General features: G+C 67.7%; 14 protein-coding genes. 1 reads left to right on the top strand and 13 read right to left on the bottom strand.

Annotated elements, in window-relative coordinates; all coding sequences use genetic code 11:
• Nucleotides 1–131 precede the first annotated feature (131 nt).
• The 13 genes from ACQPYM_RS24710 to ACQPYM_RS24650 all read right to left on the bottom strand — a co-directional run bounded on the left by ACQPYM_RS24710 (nucleotide 132) and on the right by ACQPYM_RS24650 (nucleotide 16235).
• On the bottom strand, nucleotides 132–824 hold the full coding sequence (locus ACQPYM_RS24710; protein ID WP_433004262.1) for a glycoside hydrolase family 12 protein: 693 nt from the start codon (nucleotides 822–824) through the stop codon (nucleotides 132–134).
• A 156-nt stretch (nucleotides 825–980) separates the two neighbouring features.
• The gene (locus ACQPYM_RS24705; RefSeq protein WP_433004259.1) at nucleotides 981–2921 is read right to left on the bottom strand and encodes a beta-galactosidase; all 1941 of its coding nucleotides are present in this window, start codon (nucleotides 2919–2921) and stop codon (nucleotides 981–983) included.
• A complete protein-coding gene (gene yicI, locus ACQPYM_RS24700) occupies nucleotides 2914–5145 on the bottom strand; it encodes an alpha-xylosidase (protein WP_433004256.1) in 2232 nt (743 codons plus the stop codon). Before yicI ends, ACQPYM_RS24705 begins: the two co-directional genes overlap by 8 nt.
• 11 nt (nucleotides 5146–5156) lie before the next feature.
• A complete protein-coding gene (locus ACQPYM_RS24695) occupies nucleotides 5157–6035 on the bottom strand; it encodes a carbohydrate ABC transporter permease (RefSeq protein ID WP_433004253.1) in 879 nt (292 codons plus the stop codon).
• The gene (locus tag ACQPYM_RS24690) at nucleotides 6032–6907 is read right to left on the bottom strand and encodes a carbohydrate ABC transporter permease (protein WP_433004250.1); all 876 of its coding nucleotides are present in this window, start codon (nucleotides 6905–6907) and stop codon (nucleotides 6032–6034) included. Before ACQPYM_RS24690 ends, ACQPYM_RS24695 begins: the two co-directional genes overlap by 4 nt.
• Complete coding sequence (locus ACQPYM_RS24685; protein ID WP_433004247.1) at nucleotides 6904–8226, bottom strand: ABC transporter substrate-binding protein; 1323 nt, start codon at nucleotides 8224–8226, stop codon at nucleotides 6904–6906. Before ACQPYM_RS24685 ends, ACQPYM_RS24690 begins: the two co-directional genes overlap by 4 nt.
• Nucleotides 8227–8316: 90 nt before the next feature.
• Nucleotides 8317–9327 (bottom strand): LacI family DNA-binding transcriptional regulator, encoded by a 1011-nt coding sequence (locus ACQPYM_RS24680; RefSeq protein WP_433023375.1) that lies wholly within the window; start codon nucleotides 9325–9327, stop codon nucleotides 8317–8319.
• A 255-nt stretch (nucleotides 9328–9582) separates the two neighbouring features.
• A complete protein-coding gene (locus ACQPYM_RS24675) occupies nucleotides 9583–10392 on the bottom strand; it encodes an HAD-IIB family hydrolase (RefSeq protein WP_433004244.1) in 810 nt (269 codons plus the stop codon).
• Entirely contained in the window at nucleotides 10389–11237 is an 849-nt protein-coding gene (locus ACQPYM_RS24670; RefSeq protein WP_433004241.1) for an inositol monophosphatase family protein, read from the bottom strand. The genes ACQPYM_RS24675 and ACQPYM_RS24670 overlap by 4 nt, the downstream gene beginning before the upstream one ends.
• Before the next feature lie 22 nt (nucleotides 11238–11259).
• On the bottom strand, nucleotides 11260–12021 hold the full coding sequence (locus tag ACQPYM_RS24665) for an HAD family hydrolase (RefSeq protein WP_433004238.1): 762 nt from the start codon (nucleotides 12019–12021) through the stop codon (nucleotides 11260–11262).
• Entirely contained in the window at nucleotides 12009–13154 is a 1146-nt protein-coding gene (locus ACQPYM_RS24660; protein ID WP_433004235.1) for an ABC transporter ATP-binding protein, read from the bottom strand. Before ACQPYM_RS24660 ends, ACQPYM_RS24665 begins: the two co-directional genes overlap by 13 nt.
• A gap of 3 nt (nucleotides 13155–13157) precedes the next feature.
• Nucleotides 13158–15005 (bottom strand): ABC transporter permease, encoded by a 1848-nt coding sequence (locus ACQPYM_RS24655; RefSeq protein ID WP_433004232.1) that lies wholly within the window; start codon nucleotides 15003–15005, stop codon nucleotides 13158–13160.
• A gap of 42 nt (nucleotides 15006–15047) precedes the next feature.
• Nucleotides 15048–16235 (bottom strand): ABC transporter substrate-binding protein, encoded by a 1188-nt coding sequence (locus tag ACQPYM_RS24650; protein WP_433004229.1) that lies wholly within the window; start codon nucleotides 16233–16235, stop codon nucleotides 15048–15050.
• Between the two features lie 163 nt (nucleotides 16236–16398).
• Between ACQPYM_RS24650 and ACQPYM_RS24645 the strand changes: the two genes are divergently transcribed.
• Entirely contained in the window at nucleotides 16399–17712 is a 1314-nt protein-coding gene (locus ACQPYM_RS24645) for a phytase (protein WP_433004226.1), read from the top strand.
• Nucleotides 17713–17733: the final 21 nt, after the last annotated feature.

Raw genomic sequence — 17733 nt, 5'->3', positions numbered from 1 at the left:
GCCGCGGTTCGCAGGGGTCGAATTCCCCGATCCGCGGTGAATTGAGGGGTAATTCATCCGGTGCCGAAGAATGCTTTCCCTGGTGCGGCTGTGGGGTTCACCAGGATCCACAGCCGCACGTGGGGGAGGAGTCAGGAAGAGGTGACCGAATAGCTGTTGCTGGTGAAGTTCATCCCGCCGTTCGAGGAGGTGATCTCGAAGCCGAACTGGACCTCGTTCATGGTGGCGTCACCGATCCAGCCGCGGGACCGGATCCAGTTCATCACGGCCTTGATGTCGACCGTGCCGGAGTTGGTGTTCGAGGTCCGGAGGAACGAGAACACCTGGTTGGAGCCGTTGCTGCCCTTGTAGACGTTCCAGCTGTGCCCGCCGACGGTAGCGCTGGCCTGCCAGGAGCCGATCGGTCCGACCGCGCCCTGCTTGTTCATCCACAGCATGATCTCGTAGGCGTGGCCGTCGGCCCAGATGTCGTAGGCGGTGGCGTACGAGCCACTGCCGGGCCGGTTGACGTTGAAGCTGCTCCTCAGCGTCCCGAGGGCACTGATCCGCTTGCCGATGTACTTGGCCGAGTGCGGGTAGGACTTCACGCCACCGGTGTTCGGGTGGTTGGCCCAGACTCCCCAGTTGCTGTAGGAGTTGGCCCAGACGGTCTGCGGGCCGGCTCCGCCGCCCCAGATGTTGTTCCGGACGGTGTAGCCACCGTTGGACCAGGTTCCCCACTTGTCCGACGACGACCAGGTGGCGGCGTTCGCCGGTAGCACCAGCGCGACGCTGCTCACCAGCGCGGTCATCACGGCGGTGACCAGTTTCCAGGATCTCGACATGCTTCTTTCTCCCTTTGAGGCGGTACCACGGGGCGGCGGCGGGCGGTTGCCCGCCGGTGGCAGGGGAAATCTGCGGAGCTTTTGTCGAAGCGCTTCGAAAACTCTTGGGAGAACTATTACAGGCGCTTTAATATTGAGTCAACGGTTGACTGTCCGTTACCGGACGCTTTCCCGCAGGACCACCCAGCCGCCCGGCGCGACGCTGACCTTGTCAGCGGTCTCGCCGCGGACCAGGTCCAGCCCGCCGTACGGAAGGCTCACCTCGTCGGTCGTGTGGTTCAGGACGAACCGGTACTGCGAATCGCCCGCCGTCCGGGTGATCACCTCGACACCGCGCGGCAGTCCGGAGGGTTCGACCCCCGCGGCCCGGACGACCTGTTCGACCAGCGACTCGTACGCCGGGTCGCGGAGCCAGGTGGACAGGTACCAGGCGTTCCGGTAGCGGGTGATCGCCGGTAGCCCGTCGAGAGTCCCACCCTGGTACCGCGCGACGGCCTCGGCCCCATCGAGCCGGACCCGTTCGCTCCATCCCTCGCCGACCGCGCCGTTGTTCAACTCGATCGTTCCGCCCACCGGGAGAAACTCCTCCACCCGGATCCCGAGCAGCTCGCGGAACGCGCCCGGATAGCCGCCCAGCCGGATCTGCGCGTTCGCATCGGCGATCCCGCTCAGCGAGGTGACGAGCAACTGGCCGCCACCCTCGGCGTACCGGTTGACGGCCTCGGCCGCCTCGTCGCTGACCAGGTACAGGGACGGGACGATCACGACCTTGTACGCCGACAGGTCGGAGGTCGGATGCGCGAAGTCGGTGCCGACGCCGAGGTTCCACAGCTGCCGGTGGGCGGCCCGAACCGCTGCCAGGTAGTCGATCTCGGACGACGGCAGGCCGGGTCCGTCGGTGGCCCACCAGGACTCGGCGTCCCACAGGATCGCCACCTCGGCGTCGACCTTGGCCGCATCCGCCTCGGCCAGCTTCGGCAGCAGCTCGCCGAACTCGACGATCTCCTCGAACGCCCTGCTGTCCGCACCGGCGTGCGGAACCATTCCGCTGTGGAAGCGCTCGGCGCCACCGCGGGAGGCCCGCCACTGGAAGAACAGCGCGCCACTGGATCCGCGGGCCACGTGAGAAAGGCTGTTGCGGGTCATCCGCCCAGGTTCCTTGGCCTGGACCCGCCCGTGGTCGTGGAGCCCACTCGCCGCCTGCTCCATCAGCAGCCACCGGCCCTTGCCCCAGGCTCGTGCCAGGTCCGCACCGAAGGCAGTCTGCTGTTCTGCCTCGATCCCGGCGCTGTCCGGATAGTGGTCGATGGCAACCAAGTCGACCTCATCCGACCAGCGCCAGTGATCGACCGGAACCCAGCCCCCGAAGACGAAGTTCGTCGTGATCGGGATGCCCGGGCTCAGCTCCCGCAGTACGTCGCGTTGCTCCCGGAACGCGTCGAGCAGCTCGTCCGAGAGGAAGCGCCGGAAGTCCAGCGTTTGCGAGGGATTCGGCAGGTACTGCGTCCGGCGCGGCGGGAACACCTGCTCCCACGCGGAGTACCCCTGACTCCAGAAGGCGGTCAGCCAGGCCGTGTTCAGTGCGGCCAGATCGCCGTACTTGCGCTGCAGCCAGGTCCGGAAGGAACCAGCGACATGGTCGCAGTAGCAGGTCGACCCGTACTCGTTGTGCACATGCCACATCGCCAGCGCCGGGTGGTCGCCGTAGCGCTCACCCAGCGTCCTCGCGATCCCGAGAGCCGCCTCCCGGTACGCTGGTGCGCACACGCAGTACGTGTCCCGACTCCCATGCAGCAGCCGTACGCCGTCCGCCGTGACGGGCAGTGCGTCGGGGTGAGCCAGACTGAACCACGGTGGTGGCGAAGCCGTCGGCGTCGCCAGGTTGACCCGGATCCCGTTGCCGTGCAGGAGATCCAGTACCTGGTCGAGCCAATCGAACTCGTACCGACCGGGCTCGGGCTCGAGGCTCGACCAGGAGAACACTCCGACCGTCGCCAGGTTGACCCCGGCGCGCCGCATCAAGGCCATGTCCTCGGCCCAGACCTCGGGTGACCACTGCTCCGGGTTGTAGTCGCCGCCGTAGTACAGCTCAGGCATCGGGCACCACCGAGACCGTGTACTGACCGCAAGTGCCTTCCACCACACGTGATTCGGCCTGGCCGCCGGAGTAGGTCAGCTCGATGACGGCGGCCGTCTCCCCGTTCGGCCCGGGGAGACGGACGCGGGCCGTTGCACCCTCGGCCGGCGCGTACCAGCGCAGGTCGACACCGTCGGTCCAGTCGTACTCCGGCCGGTCGTTCACCGCGCCGAACGGGATGACCGCGCCCTGCCGGGCCAGCAAGGGCAGCCCGTCGAAACCGTAGCTGCGGGTGATCCAGCGACTGCCGGCGACCTGCTCGCCGGTGAGCACGTGCGTCCAGGTCCCTTCGGGCAGGTAGTACCGGACCTCGCCGTCCTTGCTCATCACCGGCGCGACCAGCAGGTCCGGGCCGAGCATGTACTGACGGTCCAGGTACGCGACGCCCGGATCGTTCGGGAACTCCAGGATCATCGGCCGCATCATCGGCGTACCGTCGGTGTGCGCTTCCTCGGCCACGACAGCCAGGTAGGGCATCAACGACATCTTGAGCTGGGTGAAGCTGCGCAGTACGTCGACAGCCTCCTCGTCGAAGGCCCACGGCACCCGGTAGGAGCCCGATCCGTGCAGCCTGGAGTGCGACGACAGCAGGCCGAACGGGACCCAGCGCTTGAAGACCGCGGCGTCAGGAGTTCCCTCGAAGCCGCCGATGTCGTGGCTCCAGTAACCGAAGCCGGACGACGCCAGCGACAGCCCGCCCCGCAGCGACTCGGCCATCGCCTCGAAGGTCGACTCGCAGTCGCCACCCCAGTGCACGGGGAACTGCTGGCCGCCGACCGTCGCGGACCGCGCGAACAGTACTGCGTCGCCGTCGCCGCGGTTCTCCCGCAGCAGGTCGAAGACGGCCTTGTTGTAGAGGTGCGGGTAGTAGTTGTGCATGCGTTGCGGGTCGGACCCGTCGAACCAGACCACGTCCTCGGTCGGGATCCGCTCGCCGAAGTCGGTCTTGAAGCAGTCCACGCCCAGGTCGAGCAGCGCCTGCAGCTTGGCCCGGAACCAGGCCGTCGCGTCGGGGTTGGTGAAGTCGACGATCGCCATCCCGGCCTGCCACAGGTCCCATTGCCAGACCGAGCCGTCGGTCCGCTTCAGCAGGTAGCCGAGTTCGCGGCCCTCCTCGAACAGCGCGGACCGCTGGGCGATGTAGGGGTTGATCCACAGACTGATCCGCAGGCCGCGCTCCTTCAGCCGGCTCAGCATCCCGGCCGGGTCCGGGAACGCCTCCGGGTCCCAGAGGAAGTCGCACCAGTGGAACTGCCGCATCCAGAAGCAGTCGAAGTGGAAGACGCTGAGCGGCAGGTTGCGGCTGGCCATCCCGTCGACGAAGCCGGTCACGGTCGGTTCGTTGTAGTCGGTGGTGAACGACGTGGACAGCCACAGCCCCATCGACCAGGCCGGCACCCGGGCGGGCCGGCCGGTGAGGGCGGTGTACCGGCGCAGCACGTCCTTCGGCGTCGGGCCGCTGATGACGTAGTACGAGAGCTCCTGTCCCTCCACGCTGAACTGGTTGCGGGAGACAACTTCGGAGCCGACCTCGAACGAGACCTTCGACGGGGTGTCCACCAGTACGCCGTAGCCGGCGCTGGTCAGGTAGAACGGGACGTTCTTGTAGGCCTGCTCGCTGGAGGTGCCGCCGTCGGCGTTCCAGATGTCGACCACCTGGCCGTTCTTCACCAGCGGACCGAACCGCTCACCGAGACCGTAGACGGTCTCACCGACGCCGAGGGCGAGCTGTTCGTGCACGTACTGCCGGCCGTCGGTGTCGGTGATCAGGCCGATACTGCGGGCGGAGGAGTCGGTCAGCACCCGCCCGTCCCGCTCGAAGCGCAGATCCCACGGCCCGTCGAGCTTGACCACCGCGGTGAGGTCGCCACTGGTCAGCCGGGCCGTCTCGTCGTCGATCTCGACCTTCACCGGATGGTCGTCCTCGCCGGTCAGCGCGAACGCCGGCCGCGGTGGCACCCCACCGCTGTGGTGCTGGATCCGGACGCCGATCACGCCCGCCGCCGGTGAGGTCAACGTGACCGTGAACAGCGGTTGGTTGAGGGTGTCGCCGCGACCGACGATCAGCTTGGCCGGCGCGAACACGACCAGCGAGCGCTCGGTGCTCTCGACGCTCTCGACCGCGGCCGGGCGCAACCGGGTCAGGCCCGGACGCAACTGCCAGTAGCCGTCTGTGAACTTCATCGACTGCCTCTCTACTTGACCGCGCCGACGGTGACGCCGCGAGTCAAGGTGCGCTGGAAGATCAGGAAGAACACGACCGTCGGGAGCAGGCTGATCAGCGCCCCGGCGTTCGTGGTGGTGGCGTCCATCAGCCGGTCGCCCTGCAACGAGGCGAGGGCGAGCGGCACGGTCTGGGTGCTGTTGTCGATCAGCATCACCAGCGGGATGAAGAACTCGTTCCAGGTCCAGATGAAGAAGAAGATCAGCAGCACCGACAGGGTCGGCCGGACCGTCGGTACGACCACCCGCCACAGCGTCGTCCAGCGGCTCGCGCCGTCCAGCGCCGCCGCCTCGAGCAGCGCCTTCGGGAAGGTGCCGAGCACGGAGGCGAGCAGGTACGTCCCGAACGCGCTCTGGATGACGGTGAAGATGATGATCACGCTGAGCCTGCTGTTGTAGAGGCCGAGCTCCTTCGCCATCGAGTACAGCGGGTAGACCAGGGCTTCCTGCGGGATCATGTTGGCCATCAGGAACAGCGCGACGAGCCACATCCGGCCGCGGACCCGGCCGATGCCGAGCGCGTACGCGTTCAGCAGCGACAGGACGACGCCGAGCACCGCGACGGACCCGGAGATGATGATCGAGTTGAGCAGCTTGCCCTCGAAGCGGACCTGCTGCCAGTAGGTCTTCAGCCCGTCCAGCTGGAACGACTCGGGCCACGCCAGCGGCCCGTTGCTCGAGTAGTCGGTGGGGGACTTGAACGCGTTCATCAGCATGATCGCGAACGGCACCAGGACCAGCAGCGCGGTCACGCCGACGAGTAGCAGGACGATCCAGCGCGCCGCGCCTTGCTTGTAGCGGTCTGGATCCCTGCGGGTCACCCGGCTCCGCGTGAGGGTCAGTGTGGTCATGATTCCGACCTGCCTTGCACCTTGAGGAAGCCGATGCTGACGACAACGATGACGAGCGTCAGCGCGGTCGCCACGGCCGCGCCGTACCCGACCTGGAGCTTGTTGAAGAACGCGTTGTAGGCGAAGTACGACGGCACGGTGGTGGCGTTGTTCGGGCCGCCGCGGGTGAGGGCCCAGATCGGCCCGAACACCTTCAGCGCGGCGATCGTGCAGGTCAGCGTGACCACGAACGTCTCCGGCCGGATCTGCGGCAGGGTGATCGCCTGGAACCGGCGGAACCAGCCGGCGCCGTCGATCTCCGCGGCCTCGTACAGGTCGGGATCGACCCGCTGCAGGGCGGCCATGAAGATGACGACCGGGTAGCCGATCTGGACCCAGATCATCACCAGCATCACCATCGGCAGCGCGGTCGACGGATCACCGAGCCAGTCGTGCTCGCCGAACCCGATCGCCGTGCCGATCGCGTTGACCGCGCCGTCCGGCCGCAACAGCCAGCCCCACAGGATGCCGGCCACGACGACCGGCAGCACCTGCGGCAGGTAGAAGGTGGCCCGCAGGAAGGAGGCGGTCTTCGGCCCGAACCGGCGGCCGATGACGTCGAACAACGTTGCCGACAGCACCAGCCCGATCAGGGTCGGCACCACCACCATCGCGATCACCATCGCCGCCGTGTTGCGGAACGACGTCCAGAAGACGTCGTCCTGCAGCAGCCGGGTGTAGTTGTCCAGGCCGATCCAGCGCGGTTCCCCGATGCCCGACCACTTGGTCAGCGACAGGTAGAGGTTGGTGCCGAACGGGATCGCGATGACGGCGGTGAAGGCGACGGCTCCGGGCAGCAGGTACCACCAGTAGCCTGCCTTGCCCCGGGTCATCCGTTCTTGATTTCTTGGACACCCTGGTCGTAGGCCTTGCCGAGGTCGGCGAGCACCTGGTCAGGGCTCTTCGAGCCGTTGATCAGCGACTGACCGCCGGCCACCAGGACGTCGTAGTACCCGGGCACCGGCCAGTCGGGGTAGAAGGCCAGGCCGTCGTCCTTGGTGATCGCGTCGAAGTTGGCGATCAGTTCCTTGTTCTTCGGGTCCGTCACCTTGGTCAGATCGGCCTTGACCGGGACGCCGCCGTTGTTGGCCATGATGGTCTGGATCTCGGGCCGCATGGTGATGTCGATGAAGTCGTAGGCGAGCTTCTTGTTCTTCGACTGCTCCGGAACGACCCACAGGTTGCCGGACGAGCCCGCATTCAGCTTGTTGCCGGGGAACAGGAAGGTGCCCCACTCGAACTTCTTGATCTCGGTGGCGAACCGGCCGTACCACCACGAGCCGCTGACGATCATCGGCGTCTTGCCGGCGATGAACGCGGTGCCCATGTCCTCGGCCTTCAGGCTGGCCGACTGCTTGGAGATGTAGCCCTTGTCGACCCACTGGCGGAAGGTGTCCGCGCCGTACTTGAGCGGGTCCGCCTTGAAGTCGACGGCGCCCTTGTAGAGCTGGTAGTTGTCGACGAAGGTCCGGTCGGCCTTCGACAGCGCGAGCTGGTAGTAGAGCTGACCGGCCGGGTACTCCGCGCCGGCCATGCCCAGCGGGGTGACCTTCTTGGCCACGAAGGTGTCCATCGCGGCGGTCATCTCGTCCAGCGTCTTCGGCACGGCCACGCCGTACTGCTTGAAGAGGGCCTTGTTGTAGTAGACCGTCACGTACTCGCCGTAGTTCGGGATCCCGAACCACTTACCGGAGCCCATCACGCCCTTCTCGTCGTACCGGGCGGTGGTCTGCAGGCTCGGGCTGAGGGCCTTGTCCCAGCCGCGGCTTGCGGCCTCGTCGCTCAGGTCGGTGAGCAGGCCCTTGGAGCTGAGCAGGCCGGCGGTGGCGTTGCCCTTGTTGTACTCCATCAGGTCCGGCGCCTGGTCGGAGGCGAGGATCATCGACGCGTTCTGCTGGATCTGCTCGAACGCCTTGCGCTCGAACTGCACGGTGACGCCGGGGTGCTCGGTCTTGAACACCTCGATGGCCTTGTCCCAGGCCTTGCCCATCGCCCCGTTGGCGCTTTCGTAGTGCCACAGCTTCAGCGTGCCGGTCCCGGTGTCGCCACCGGCCTCAGTATCGCTGCCCTCGCCGCCGCTGCAGCCGGCCAGCACGAGGGCGAGCGATGCGATCGCCGCCCCCGCTGAGATCATGGTGCGGGGAATCCGCATGGGTGTGCTCCTTCGAACGGGTGGATGTCCAGTGGGTTCTCGTCCGCCGCCGCGCTGCAACGCGGCGGCGGACCCTGTTTTCGGGCGGGTTTACTTCGTGCGGGCTCTGGCGCTGGTGCCGCGGACTTCCAGCAGGCAGGGCAACAACTCCTGGTACGTCGTACTGACGCTCTCGCCGAGCCGGCCGAGCAGGACCCGGGTGGCGGCGGCACCGAGGGCGGCACCCGGCGAGGTCATCGCGGTGAGCGGGGGACTGGCCAGGTCGGCGACGATCTCCGACGTCACCATCGACACCACCGAGACGTCCCGGGGGACGTCGCGACCGGTCTCGCGCAGCTCGGTGAGGATGCCCAGCGCCGCGTTCTCGTTCATCACCAGGACGCCGGTCAGCTCCGGGCACAGCTCCTGCGCCTGCCGGATCGCCAGCCGGCCTCCGCTGGCCGTGTCCTCGCTGGGCACCATTACGCCGGTGATCCCGTGCCGCTCGAGTGCGCTGGCGAAGGCCTCGGCGGTGCGTTGCGCCGGGCCGTAACCGCTGGCCAGGCTGGCTTCGGAGTGGTTGACGTAGGCGATCGCCCGGTGGCCGAGCCCGACCAGATGGGCGACCGCGCCGTCGACCGTCTGCTCGAAGTCGATGTCCACACAGGCCAGTCCGGTGGTGTCCTCGGTCCGGCCGATCAGGACGAACGGCGACTCCAGCCGGCGGAGCAGCTCGACCCGGCGATCGGTCAGTTTGACCTCCATCACCAGGAAGCCGTCCAGGAGGCGCTGGGTCGCGAGGGTCTGTAGTTCGTCGGCGTCGCCGGTGCCGACCGGGCACAGCATCAGGTGGTAGCCGGCTTCTCTGGCGGCTTCGGTCGCGCCGGTGACGAAAGCGGTCTCGGTGGCGCCCAGTCCGCGGCCGCTGAGCGGGAGCAGCAGGCCGACGATGTTGCTCCGCCGGCTGGCCAGCCCGCGCGCCATCGCGTTCGGCTGGTAGTCGAGCTCGGCCATCGCCGCGAGCACCCGGTCCCGGGTCGCCTCGGAGATGGGCCGGGCCCCGGTGAGCACGTACGAGACGGTGCTGACCGACACCCCGGCGCGCCGGGCGACGTCCGTCATGGTCGCCACGCCCACCTCCTGTCGAAACGCTTCGACGAAGCGTTTCGACAAAAGCTAGGGCACCGGACGAAGACCGTCAAGAGTCGAAATTCCCGGACCGCCACGCACACACCACCCACCTCCTCCGTCACCATTTCGGCGGTCAACCCCCGGGCTTGTGGGTTGCCACCCGGTAACCAGGGGTGGCAACCCACCATTTCGGCGGTGGACCGCCGAAATGGCTGGGACTTGGGGCGCTCGGGCGCGGGGTGCGGGTCAGCGGTGGGGGAGGAGGAGGTGGTGGTTGATGAGGTCGGCTACGGCGGCGTCGGTGCAGTTGGCGACCACCAGGTCGGCGATGCGGAGGAGGTCGGGGTGGGCGTCGGCGACCGCGGCGCCGAGGCCGGCGGTCTGGATCAGTTCTAGGTCGTTCGGGTTGTCGCCGATCGAGGCGACCTGGTCGAGGTGGACGCCTTCGAGGCCGGCGAGAGTCCGCAGCGCGCTGCCCTTGTCGGCGTTCGCCGGCAGGACCTCGAGATAGGTCTTCTCCGACCTGACCAGCCGGACGTCACCGGTGACGGCGGTGATCAGGTCGGCGACTTCCACGAGATCACCGGGGGAGTCGGCGATCAGCATCAGCTTGGTCGGTGAGCCGGCTGGGCTCGACGTCTTCAACTCGATCTGGTCGCGGCCGGCGTACTCGGTCAGGGCCGGTGCCGGCTTGACGACGTACGCGTCGAGGTCCTGGAAGGCGACGGCACCCACGGTCGCCGGGAGCAGCGGCAAACTGCGGTCGCGGATCACCGGCCAGGCGTCGCCCAGGGTCAGGTCGAGCAGTCGGTTGCCGGTGGCAAGGTTCGTGATGCGCGCGCCGTTGTAGAGGATGAGCGGAGTGTCGAGGCCGAGTTGCGCGTGGTACCGCGCGGCGGAGTGCTCGTTCCGCCCGGTGGCGATGACCACCGTTCCGCCGGCCGCCCGGTAGCGTTCGATCGCCTCGACATTGCGCACCGGGATCTCGAGATCGCGATCCACCAAGGTGCCGTCGAGATCGGTGACCAGCCACGAATACGTCAGTCGCGTGCTCACCCGTCCGCCTGACCGGCTCGATAGGTGGTGACGAACTGCCGGAGCACCGTGGGATCGAGATCGGCAGTGTGCGCGGCGTACCGGGGCTGGTCCCACCCGGTGCCGCCGAACCCGACATACTCTCCACCGGCCCGCGTGACGATGAGTTGCGCCGCGCAGATGTCCCAGGCGCTCACCGAGGTGCCCATGGCCGCATCGGCCCAGCCCGCGGCGACATGGCAAAGACTGAGAGCGGCACTGCCGGTACGGCGGACTGTTCCGTACCCGGCGACGAGTTCGCCGTACAACCCGAGCCCTTCGGTGCCGTCCTCGGCAACCGCCCGGGCGTTGGGATAGCTGGTGATGAGCAATGCCCGGGCCTCGGCGGAGACACCGCGGGAGTTCAGCGGCTCACCGTTGAGCCAGGCGCCGGTGAGGTCGGCAGTGAAGAGGTGTCCGGCGATCGGGTCGAGGATCGCGCCGGCCACGATCTCGTCGTCGACGACCACCCCGATCGAGATACAGAAGAAGGCCAGGCCGTGCGCGAAGTTCGCCGTACCGTCGATCGGGTCGACGTACCAGGTGACCCCGCCGCTGCCGGTCCGGACACCGTCCTCCTCGCCGACGACACTGCTGCCGGGGACCTCGCCGGTGAGGAACTCCGCGATCGTCTTCTCCGCCTGCCGGTCGTACTCCGTCACCGGGTCGTGCTGGTCGCGTTTGTAGTCGATGTCCATCAAGCCGCGGAAGGCTCGGGCGAGGCCGGGCGCGACGAGCTGGACGGCCTCGGTGGCGACCGACCGGAGCCGTTGGGAGGCTGCGCGATCCGGTCCGGGACGTGCGGCAGTGCCTGGTGTGGCGGTCATGAGTCTCCCTTGTGGGGTTCGGTCAGAGGGTGGCGAGCAGCAGGGACCGGAGTTCGCCGGCACCCGGCACGACCGCGTCGGGGACGGCGCGGACGACGTACGGGCGGTCGTAGGTCCCCGGCGCCTCCATCAGGATCACGCTGCCGGCGCCGGCGCGGCGGCCGCAGACGACGTCCCGGTCGAAGTTGTCGCCGACGTACCAGGTCTGTTCGACCGGTACGCCGAGAGCGCGGGTGGCGAGCAGGATCAGCTCCGGGTTCGGCTTCCGCAGGCCGACCTCGTCGCTGTAGACCTGCAGAGCGAGGTGCTTCACCAGCCCGGTGCGATCGAGGTAGTCGCGGTGGACGGCACCACTCAGTGCGTTGCTCACCACCGCGACCGGAATACCGGCATCCGCGGCGGTGTCGAGCAGTTCGGGGATGCCGTCACGATGGGCGCGGTCCTGGCGTACTTCGCCCAGTCGCTTGCACAGTGCGGTCGCGTGCGCGATCACCCAGGCCCGCGGTGCGGCCGGCCAGTCGGCGGCGACGAAGTCGGCCCAGTATTCGCGATGGGTCAGCTCGCGCGGAGCGGCCGGCCGAGACATCGCGTTCTTCCACGCCGAGTCCGCAGCCGCACCCGCCTCGAGGTCGCTGCGGATCTCGTCGACGCTCAGCTCGTAGGTCCGCAGCTGTTCGTGCAGCTCGGCGGCGAGCTCGCTCGACCAGTCCGCTCGTCTGGTGGTCGAGACCAGCACGCCACCGAAGTCGAGCAGCAGGGCCGCGGGTCGGGTCAGCTGATCCATTGAGCGGCCTCGTTCCGTACCGATTCCCGGTCCGTGCCCAGTTCGAGACGGTTGCCCTCGGCATCGAACAGGTGGATCGCCGTCCGCTTCACCGCACAGCGCAGTACGTCGCCGGTGGTGGCGGCCACCTCGTCGGTGGAGACCAGGTAGAGGTCGGTCGAGCCGACGGTGACCGAGACGGTCCAGGCGGCTCCGGTCGGGAGGACCGCGCGGACTCGCGCCTCGAACACCCACTCCTTCTCGCTGCCGAGGTGACCGGGCTCGACCACCCGGACAGCCTCGGGGCGAACGCCGATCGTGGTGACGGCGTCGAGCGCGCGGGTCTGGGTCAGCATCAGATACCGGCGGGCCAGGCCGCCCAGTGAGCCGTCGTCGGCGTCGCACGGCGCGAGGTTCATCGGCGGGCTGCCGACGAAGGCGGCGACGAAGGTGTTCGCGGGCCGGTGATAGACGTCCATCGGTGGGGCGAGCTGCTGGAGTACGCCGTCCTTCATCACCGCGACCTGGGTCGCCATCGTCATCGCCTCGAGCTGGTCGTGGGTGACGAAGACGATCGTGTGCCCGGTCTCCTCGTGCAGTTTCTTGAGCTCGGCCCGCATCTCCAGCCTGAGGGTGGCGTCGAGGTTCGACAACGGCTCGTCGAGCAGCAGCACCGACGGATTGACCGCGAGCATCCGGGCCAGCGAGACCCGCTGCTGCTGACCGCCGGACAGCTGGGAGGGGTAGCGTTCGGCGGCCTGGCTGATCTGCATCATCTCGAGCGCGGCGTCGACCCTGGTTCTGCGCTCGGCGGCCGGCACCTTCTGGACCCGGAGCCCGAACTCGACGTTGCGGCGGATGGTCAGGTGCGGCCAGAGCGCGTAGTTCTGGAACACCAGTCCCATCCCGCGCCGCTCGGTCGGTACGAAGGTGCCCTGGGCAACCGAATCCAGGACCCGGTCGCCGACCGTGATGGAGCCCTCGGTCGGGTGCTCCAGCCCGGCGATCATCCGCAGTGTGGTGGTCTTGCCGCAGCCCGACGGGCCGAGCAGGCAGGTGAAGGAGCCGTCCGGAATGGTGAGGTCGAGGTTGTCGACGGCCAGCGGCCCGACGCCGTACGACTTGCTCACTGCTTGCAGGGTGATGGTGGGCACGGGCTAGCCTCCGAGTCCGGACGCGAGACTCGTCCGCGTCAGTCGTTGGGTGAGATAGGTGGCCAGGAAGGCGACCAGCGCGATCACCAGCACGACCGCGTTGGCCATCTGGTCGTAGGCGAAGTCGATCAGGTTGATGGACAGCGTGGTGAGCAGCTGGGTCCCGGTGGTGGTCAGCATGATCACGATGCTCAGCTCCTTGATGCCGGAGATGAACGGCAGCACGATGCCGGTGACGAGCGAGCCGCGCTGGATCGGGACGACCACGGTCCGGACCCGGGTGAGCCAGCCGGCGCCGGTGATCTGCGCGGCCTCCTCGGGTTCCCGGCCGAGCTGGGTCATCGCGCTGATCCCGGACCTGGACGCGTAGGGCAGATGGGTCACGGCCATCACGATCACCAGGAGCGTGACCGATCCGTACAGGGCCGGGATCGGACCCCGTTGGACGGCGAACAGCGACAGGTAGGCGGCAGCGAACGCGATGCCCGGCACCAGGTAGGGGAGGAAGCTCACCTGCCGCAGCATGGACGCGATCCGCGAGCCGTCGGAGCGGACCACGACGTACCCGATCAGCAGCCCGACCAGGCCGCAGATCAGCGAGGCCAGGCCGACGATGCGCAAGCTGTTCCAGGCCGCGTCGAGTAGTTCCGTGCCGCGCAGCAGACCGTGCGGGAAGCCGGGCGCGTCCGGCAGATCCTCGGCCAGCCAGTACTTCAGCGTGAAGTTGTCGGCCTTGAAGACGCCGGGCGTCACCGTCACCGTGGACAGTGCCAGGGTGAGGACCGGAACCACGACGCTGAAGAAGAAGATGCTCAGGGCAACAGTGAAGGCCGCCCAGCGCCAGCGTCCCAGCTCGATGAGCCGGTCCATCGCACCCTTGCCGCCGACGGTGACGAAGCGGCGCTGTTCGCGGAGCAGCCGCGCGTCGGCCACGACGACGGCAACACCGATCACGACGATGACGGTCGCGATGACCGCGGTGATGCCCGGCTCGTGGTTGCGCACCGAGGCGAACAGCGAGGTCGAGAGCAGGGTGAAGTCGACCGGCAGGCCGAGGATGTACGGCGTACCGAAGGTGCCGAGGATGCGCCCGAACACCAGCAGGGTGGACGACGACAGTGAGGGCAACATCAAGGGGAGGGTGATGCGGCCGAGCACGGTTCGGCGGCCGGCGCCGAGGATGCGCGCCGAGTCCTCCAGTTGCGAGTCGAGCCGCCGCAACGCGTTGCCGAACAGGAGGAGGACGAACGGGAAGTAGTGCAGGCCCAGACAGATGATGATCGGTACGGCACCGTACGCCAGCCAGTCCGGCGTACTGATCCCGCGGGCTTCCAGGATGCCGACCTGGCCGCCGGAGCGCTCGTTCTTGAACAAGGCGAGCCACGCCAGCGCGAAGGTCCAGGACGGCAGCATGTAAGGGACGACCAGGGCGGTCGCCAGCCACTTGCGGCCGGCGATGTTCGTCCGGGTGAGGAGGAAGGCGCTGATTCCACCCAGCAGCAGCGCCAGCACGGTCACGCCGACCGCGACGATCAGCGTGTTCACCAGGGGATGCCAGAACACGATCGAGCTGACCTGCGACCGGAACACCCGCCACAGGTAGTAGCCGCTGAGCTCGCCCGCGCTCTGACCCGTTTTGGGTTCGTCGCCGAACTGGACCCGGAACGCATCGGACAGTACTGCGACCAGCGGGGCGATCACCAGGTAGAGCAGGATGAGCGTGAGCACGATGCCGATCAGCAAGGTCGGCTCGTGCAGCGCGACGCTCAGGCGGTAGCGCCAGCGCCGGTTGCGGCGGGGAGCGGGTTCAGGTGGTGGAGCGGTCGGGGGCCGGGTTTCGGTGATGGCCATGCGCGAAGTCCTCCGGGATCAGGCAGCAGCGGGCTGGGCGGTTCAGCGGTGGTTGAGACGCCAGTGGTCCTGCATCGACTGCGCTTCGCGGAAGTCCGAGAGCAGCTTGCTGGAGTCGAACTTCATCAACTGCTTGCTCCAGTCGGTCAGCCCGGGCGGGTTGTTGCTGCTCGGCGGAACCGCGGTGTTGCCGGAGATCCCGCCCGAACCCATCTCGGGGGTGATGCCCTCGGCCGTGAGGACGAAGTGCATGAGGAGCTTCGCCGCGTTGGGGTGCTTGCTGCCGGTCGCGATCGCGCCGAACTTCGGGTACTGGTAACCGACGTACGGCTTCAGGGTGTCGCAGACCTTCATCTTGTAGCCCTTGCCGGCCACGTCGCGGAACTTCGCGATCGACACCAGACCGATCCGGGGCTCGGTCTGGTTGGGCGCGGCGACCGCTGCCGAGACGTCGTCGTCGGCCGAGGTCAGGATCGGCTTGTTCTTCGCGAGCTGCTTGACCCACTCCCGGGCCGCCGAGGACTCCGTCGTGGTCAGGTCCTGCCCACTGTTCGCCTGGTATGCCGCCCGCAGGTCCGCGTCGTAGGTCGAACCCATCTGGTTGAACCACTCGACGATGTTGGGTTTGCCGAGCGGGTCCTGCAGGGTGACCTTGCCCTTCCACTCCGCCGAGGTCAGGTCCCACAGGTTGTCGACCGGGCAGCCCTTCGGGAACACGGTCGGGTTGTAGATCCAGACGTTCGCCTTGGACAGCACCAGCAGCGGATTGCGGTTCTCCGCGGGGATCTGGTCGGCCAGGTCGGCCGGGATCCACGTGTACACGGTCTTCTGCGGCAGCAGCTGGCCGACCAGCGTCGGGCCGTTCTCGTACAGGGTGAGGTCGATCGTCACGTTCTTGGCCTGCGCCTCCCGCGTCATCTTCTCCAGCGTGTCGCTGACGTCCGACTTCACCCCGGTGGTCTTGATCCCGTACTTCGCCTGGAAGGCCTCGGCCACCTTCTTGATGTCACCCGTGCTGTCGTAGACGGTGACGGTGCCTTCGGCCTTCGCCGCCGCGGTCAGGGCGGCCAGGTTGAAGTCCTTGTCGATCACGGGCTCGCCGGCCGCGTTCTCGGTACTGGTGCCGCCCGGTCCGTTCGCGCCGGTGGTGGACGTCGACGGAGCGCAACCGACGGCTGCCAGGGTGGCGAGAACCCCGGTCGCGAGCAGGCAGTGGGTACGGCTGGTCATGAGCTACCTCCTGGATCTGACCGGGCGGAAGGCCACGGCGTGCTGAAAGGCTCACGCGATTATGTCAATATGTCAAGACATAAGGATCAACCATTGTAAGTAAGGACATAGTGGTATACGTTCCAGCACCATTCAGCTGTACCGCCCGACTCTGGAGGTAACGGTGCTCATCCCCCGACGCTCTCTCCGACTACCGGTGGCGCTCGGCGCCGGTCTGGCCCTGCTCGCCACCCCGGCGATCGGACTCCCGGCCGGTGCCACGACGACGATCGCCTCGATCGAAGCCGTCACCGAGACACCGGCGCAGTTCGACGACGACGCCGGTGGCAACGCCGACGCCGACGACCCGGCGATCTGGCGGAACAACGCCAACCCGGCCAAGAGCCTGGTCATCACGACCGCCAAGGAAGGTGGCCTGAAGGTCTACAGCCTGTCCGGCGCCCAGGTCCAGGCGCTGCCGGTGCCTGACGCGCCCGCGCCCGGCTTGGAGACCGGCCGTTTCAACAACGTCGACGTGCTCACCGGTGTGCGGTTCGCCGATGGCAAGGCCGATGTCGCGGTGGTCTCCGACCGCGGCCGGGACCGGATCCGGACCTACCGGATCAACCCGAACAACCCGACCGCACCGTTGACCGACATCACGGCGACCACGGTACCCCGCCTCTTCTCGGCCACCGAGGAAGAGGTGGAGGACCAGAACACGGCGTACGGGCTGGCGGCCTACACCGATCGCGCGACCGGTAAGCACTACGCGATCGCCAGCCGGCGCAACAACAGCACGATCAAGCTCGTCGAGCTGAAGGTGGTCGGTGCCTCGATCAACTACACGGCAGTGCGCAGCTACACCCTGCCCACCAGCTTCACCCTGCCCAACGGCACCAAGTGGTCACCCTGCGACGAGCCCGGTACGACACCGCAGATCGAGGGCATGGTCGTCGACACCAGCACCGGCAAGCTGTACGCCGGGCAGGAGGATGTCGGCATCTGGAAGCTGAACGCCAACCTGATCGGCTCACCCACGCTGGTCGACAAGGTGCGCGAGTTCGGCATCCCCGGGACCTATGACGCCGAGGAGGACGAGTGCACGGCCGGCGCGGACCCGGGGTACGGCGGGAAGCACGTGTCCGCCGACGTCGAAGGGCTGACCATCTTCGACGACGGTGACGGGGAGGGCTACCTGCTCGCTTCGAGCCAGGGCGACAACACCTTCGTCGCCTACGACCGTGAGGGATCGAACCCGTACCTGACCAACTTCCGGATCGCGGCCGGCAGTTCGGTCGACGGCTCCGAGGAGTGCGACGGGGCGATGGTCTCGAGCGCGTCGTTCGGGAGCAACTATCCGGACGGGTTGCTGGTCGTGCAGGACGGCTTCAACGCGCCGGACGTGATCGGTGACGACGGCGAACCGCGGGCGAACACCAACTTCAAGTTCGTCAGCTGGGACGACGTGGCCGACGAAACAGGTCTCGACGACTGACCCCCTGACGTGGCGTGGTGT

The sequence above is a fragment of the Kribbella sp. CA-294648 genome, from assembly GCF_050943845.1.
Lineage (GTDB): Bacteria > Actinomycetota > Actinomycetes > Propionibacteriales > Kribbellaceae > Kribbella.
This window is presented reverse-complemented; position numbering and strand designations above follow the sequence as displayed.

Bases quoted from the DNA above. Each gene is read 5' to 3' on its own strand.
- ACQPYM_RS24705 (WP_433004259.1), bottom strand. From the start codon at position 2,921: ATGCCTGAGCTGTACTACGGCGGCGACTACAACCCGGAGCAGTGGTCA.
- ACQPYM_RS24670 (WP_433004241.1), bottom strand. From the start codon at position 11,237: ATGACCGCCACACCAGGCACTGCCGCACGTCCCGGACCGGATCGCGCA.
- ACQPYM_RS24710 (WP_433004262.1), bottom strand. From the start codon at position 824: ATGTCGAGATCCTGGAAACTGGTCACCGCCGTGATGACCGCGCTGGTG.
- ACQPYM_RS24680 (WP_433023375.1), bottom strand. From the start codon at position 9,327: ATGACGGACGTCGCCCGGCGCGCCGGGGTGTCGGTCAGCACCGTCTCG.
- ACQPYM_RS24695 (WP_433004253.1), bottom strand. From the start codon at position 6,035: ATGACCACACTGACCCTCACGCGGAGCCGGGTGACCCGCAGGGATCCA.
- ACQPYM_RS24685 (WP_433004247.1), bottom strand. From the start codon at position 8,226: ATGCGGATTCCCCGCACCATGATCTCAGCGGGGGCGGCGATCGCATCG.
- ACQPYM_RS24655 (WP_433004232.1), bottom strand. From the start codon at position 15,005: ATGGCCATCACCGAAACCCGGCCCCCGACCGCTCCACCACCTGAACCC.
- ACQPYM_RS24690 (WP_433004250.1), bottom strand. From the start codon at position 6,907: ATGACCCGGGGCAAGGCAGGCTACTGGTGGTACCTGCTGCCCGGAGCC.
- ACQPYM_RS24650 (WP_433004229.1), bottom strand. From the start codon at position 16,235: ATGACCAGCCGTACCCACTGCCTGCTCGCGACCGGGGTTCTCGCCACC.
- ACQPYM_RS24665 (WP_433004238.1), bottom strand. From the start codon at position 12,021: ATGGATCAGCTGACCCGACCCGCGGCCCTGCTGCTCGACTTCGGTGGC.
- yicI (WP_433004256.1), bottom strand. From the start codon at position 5,145: ATGAAGTTCACAGACGGCTACTGGCAGTTGCGTCCGGGCCTGACCCGG.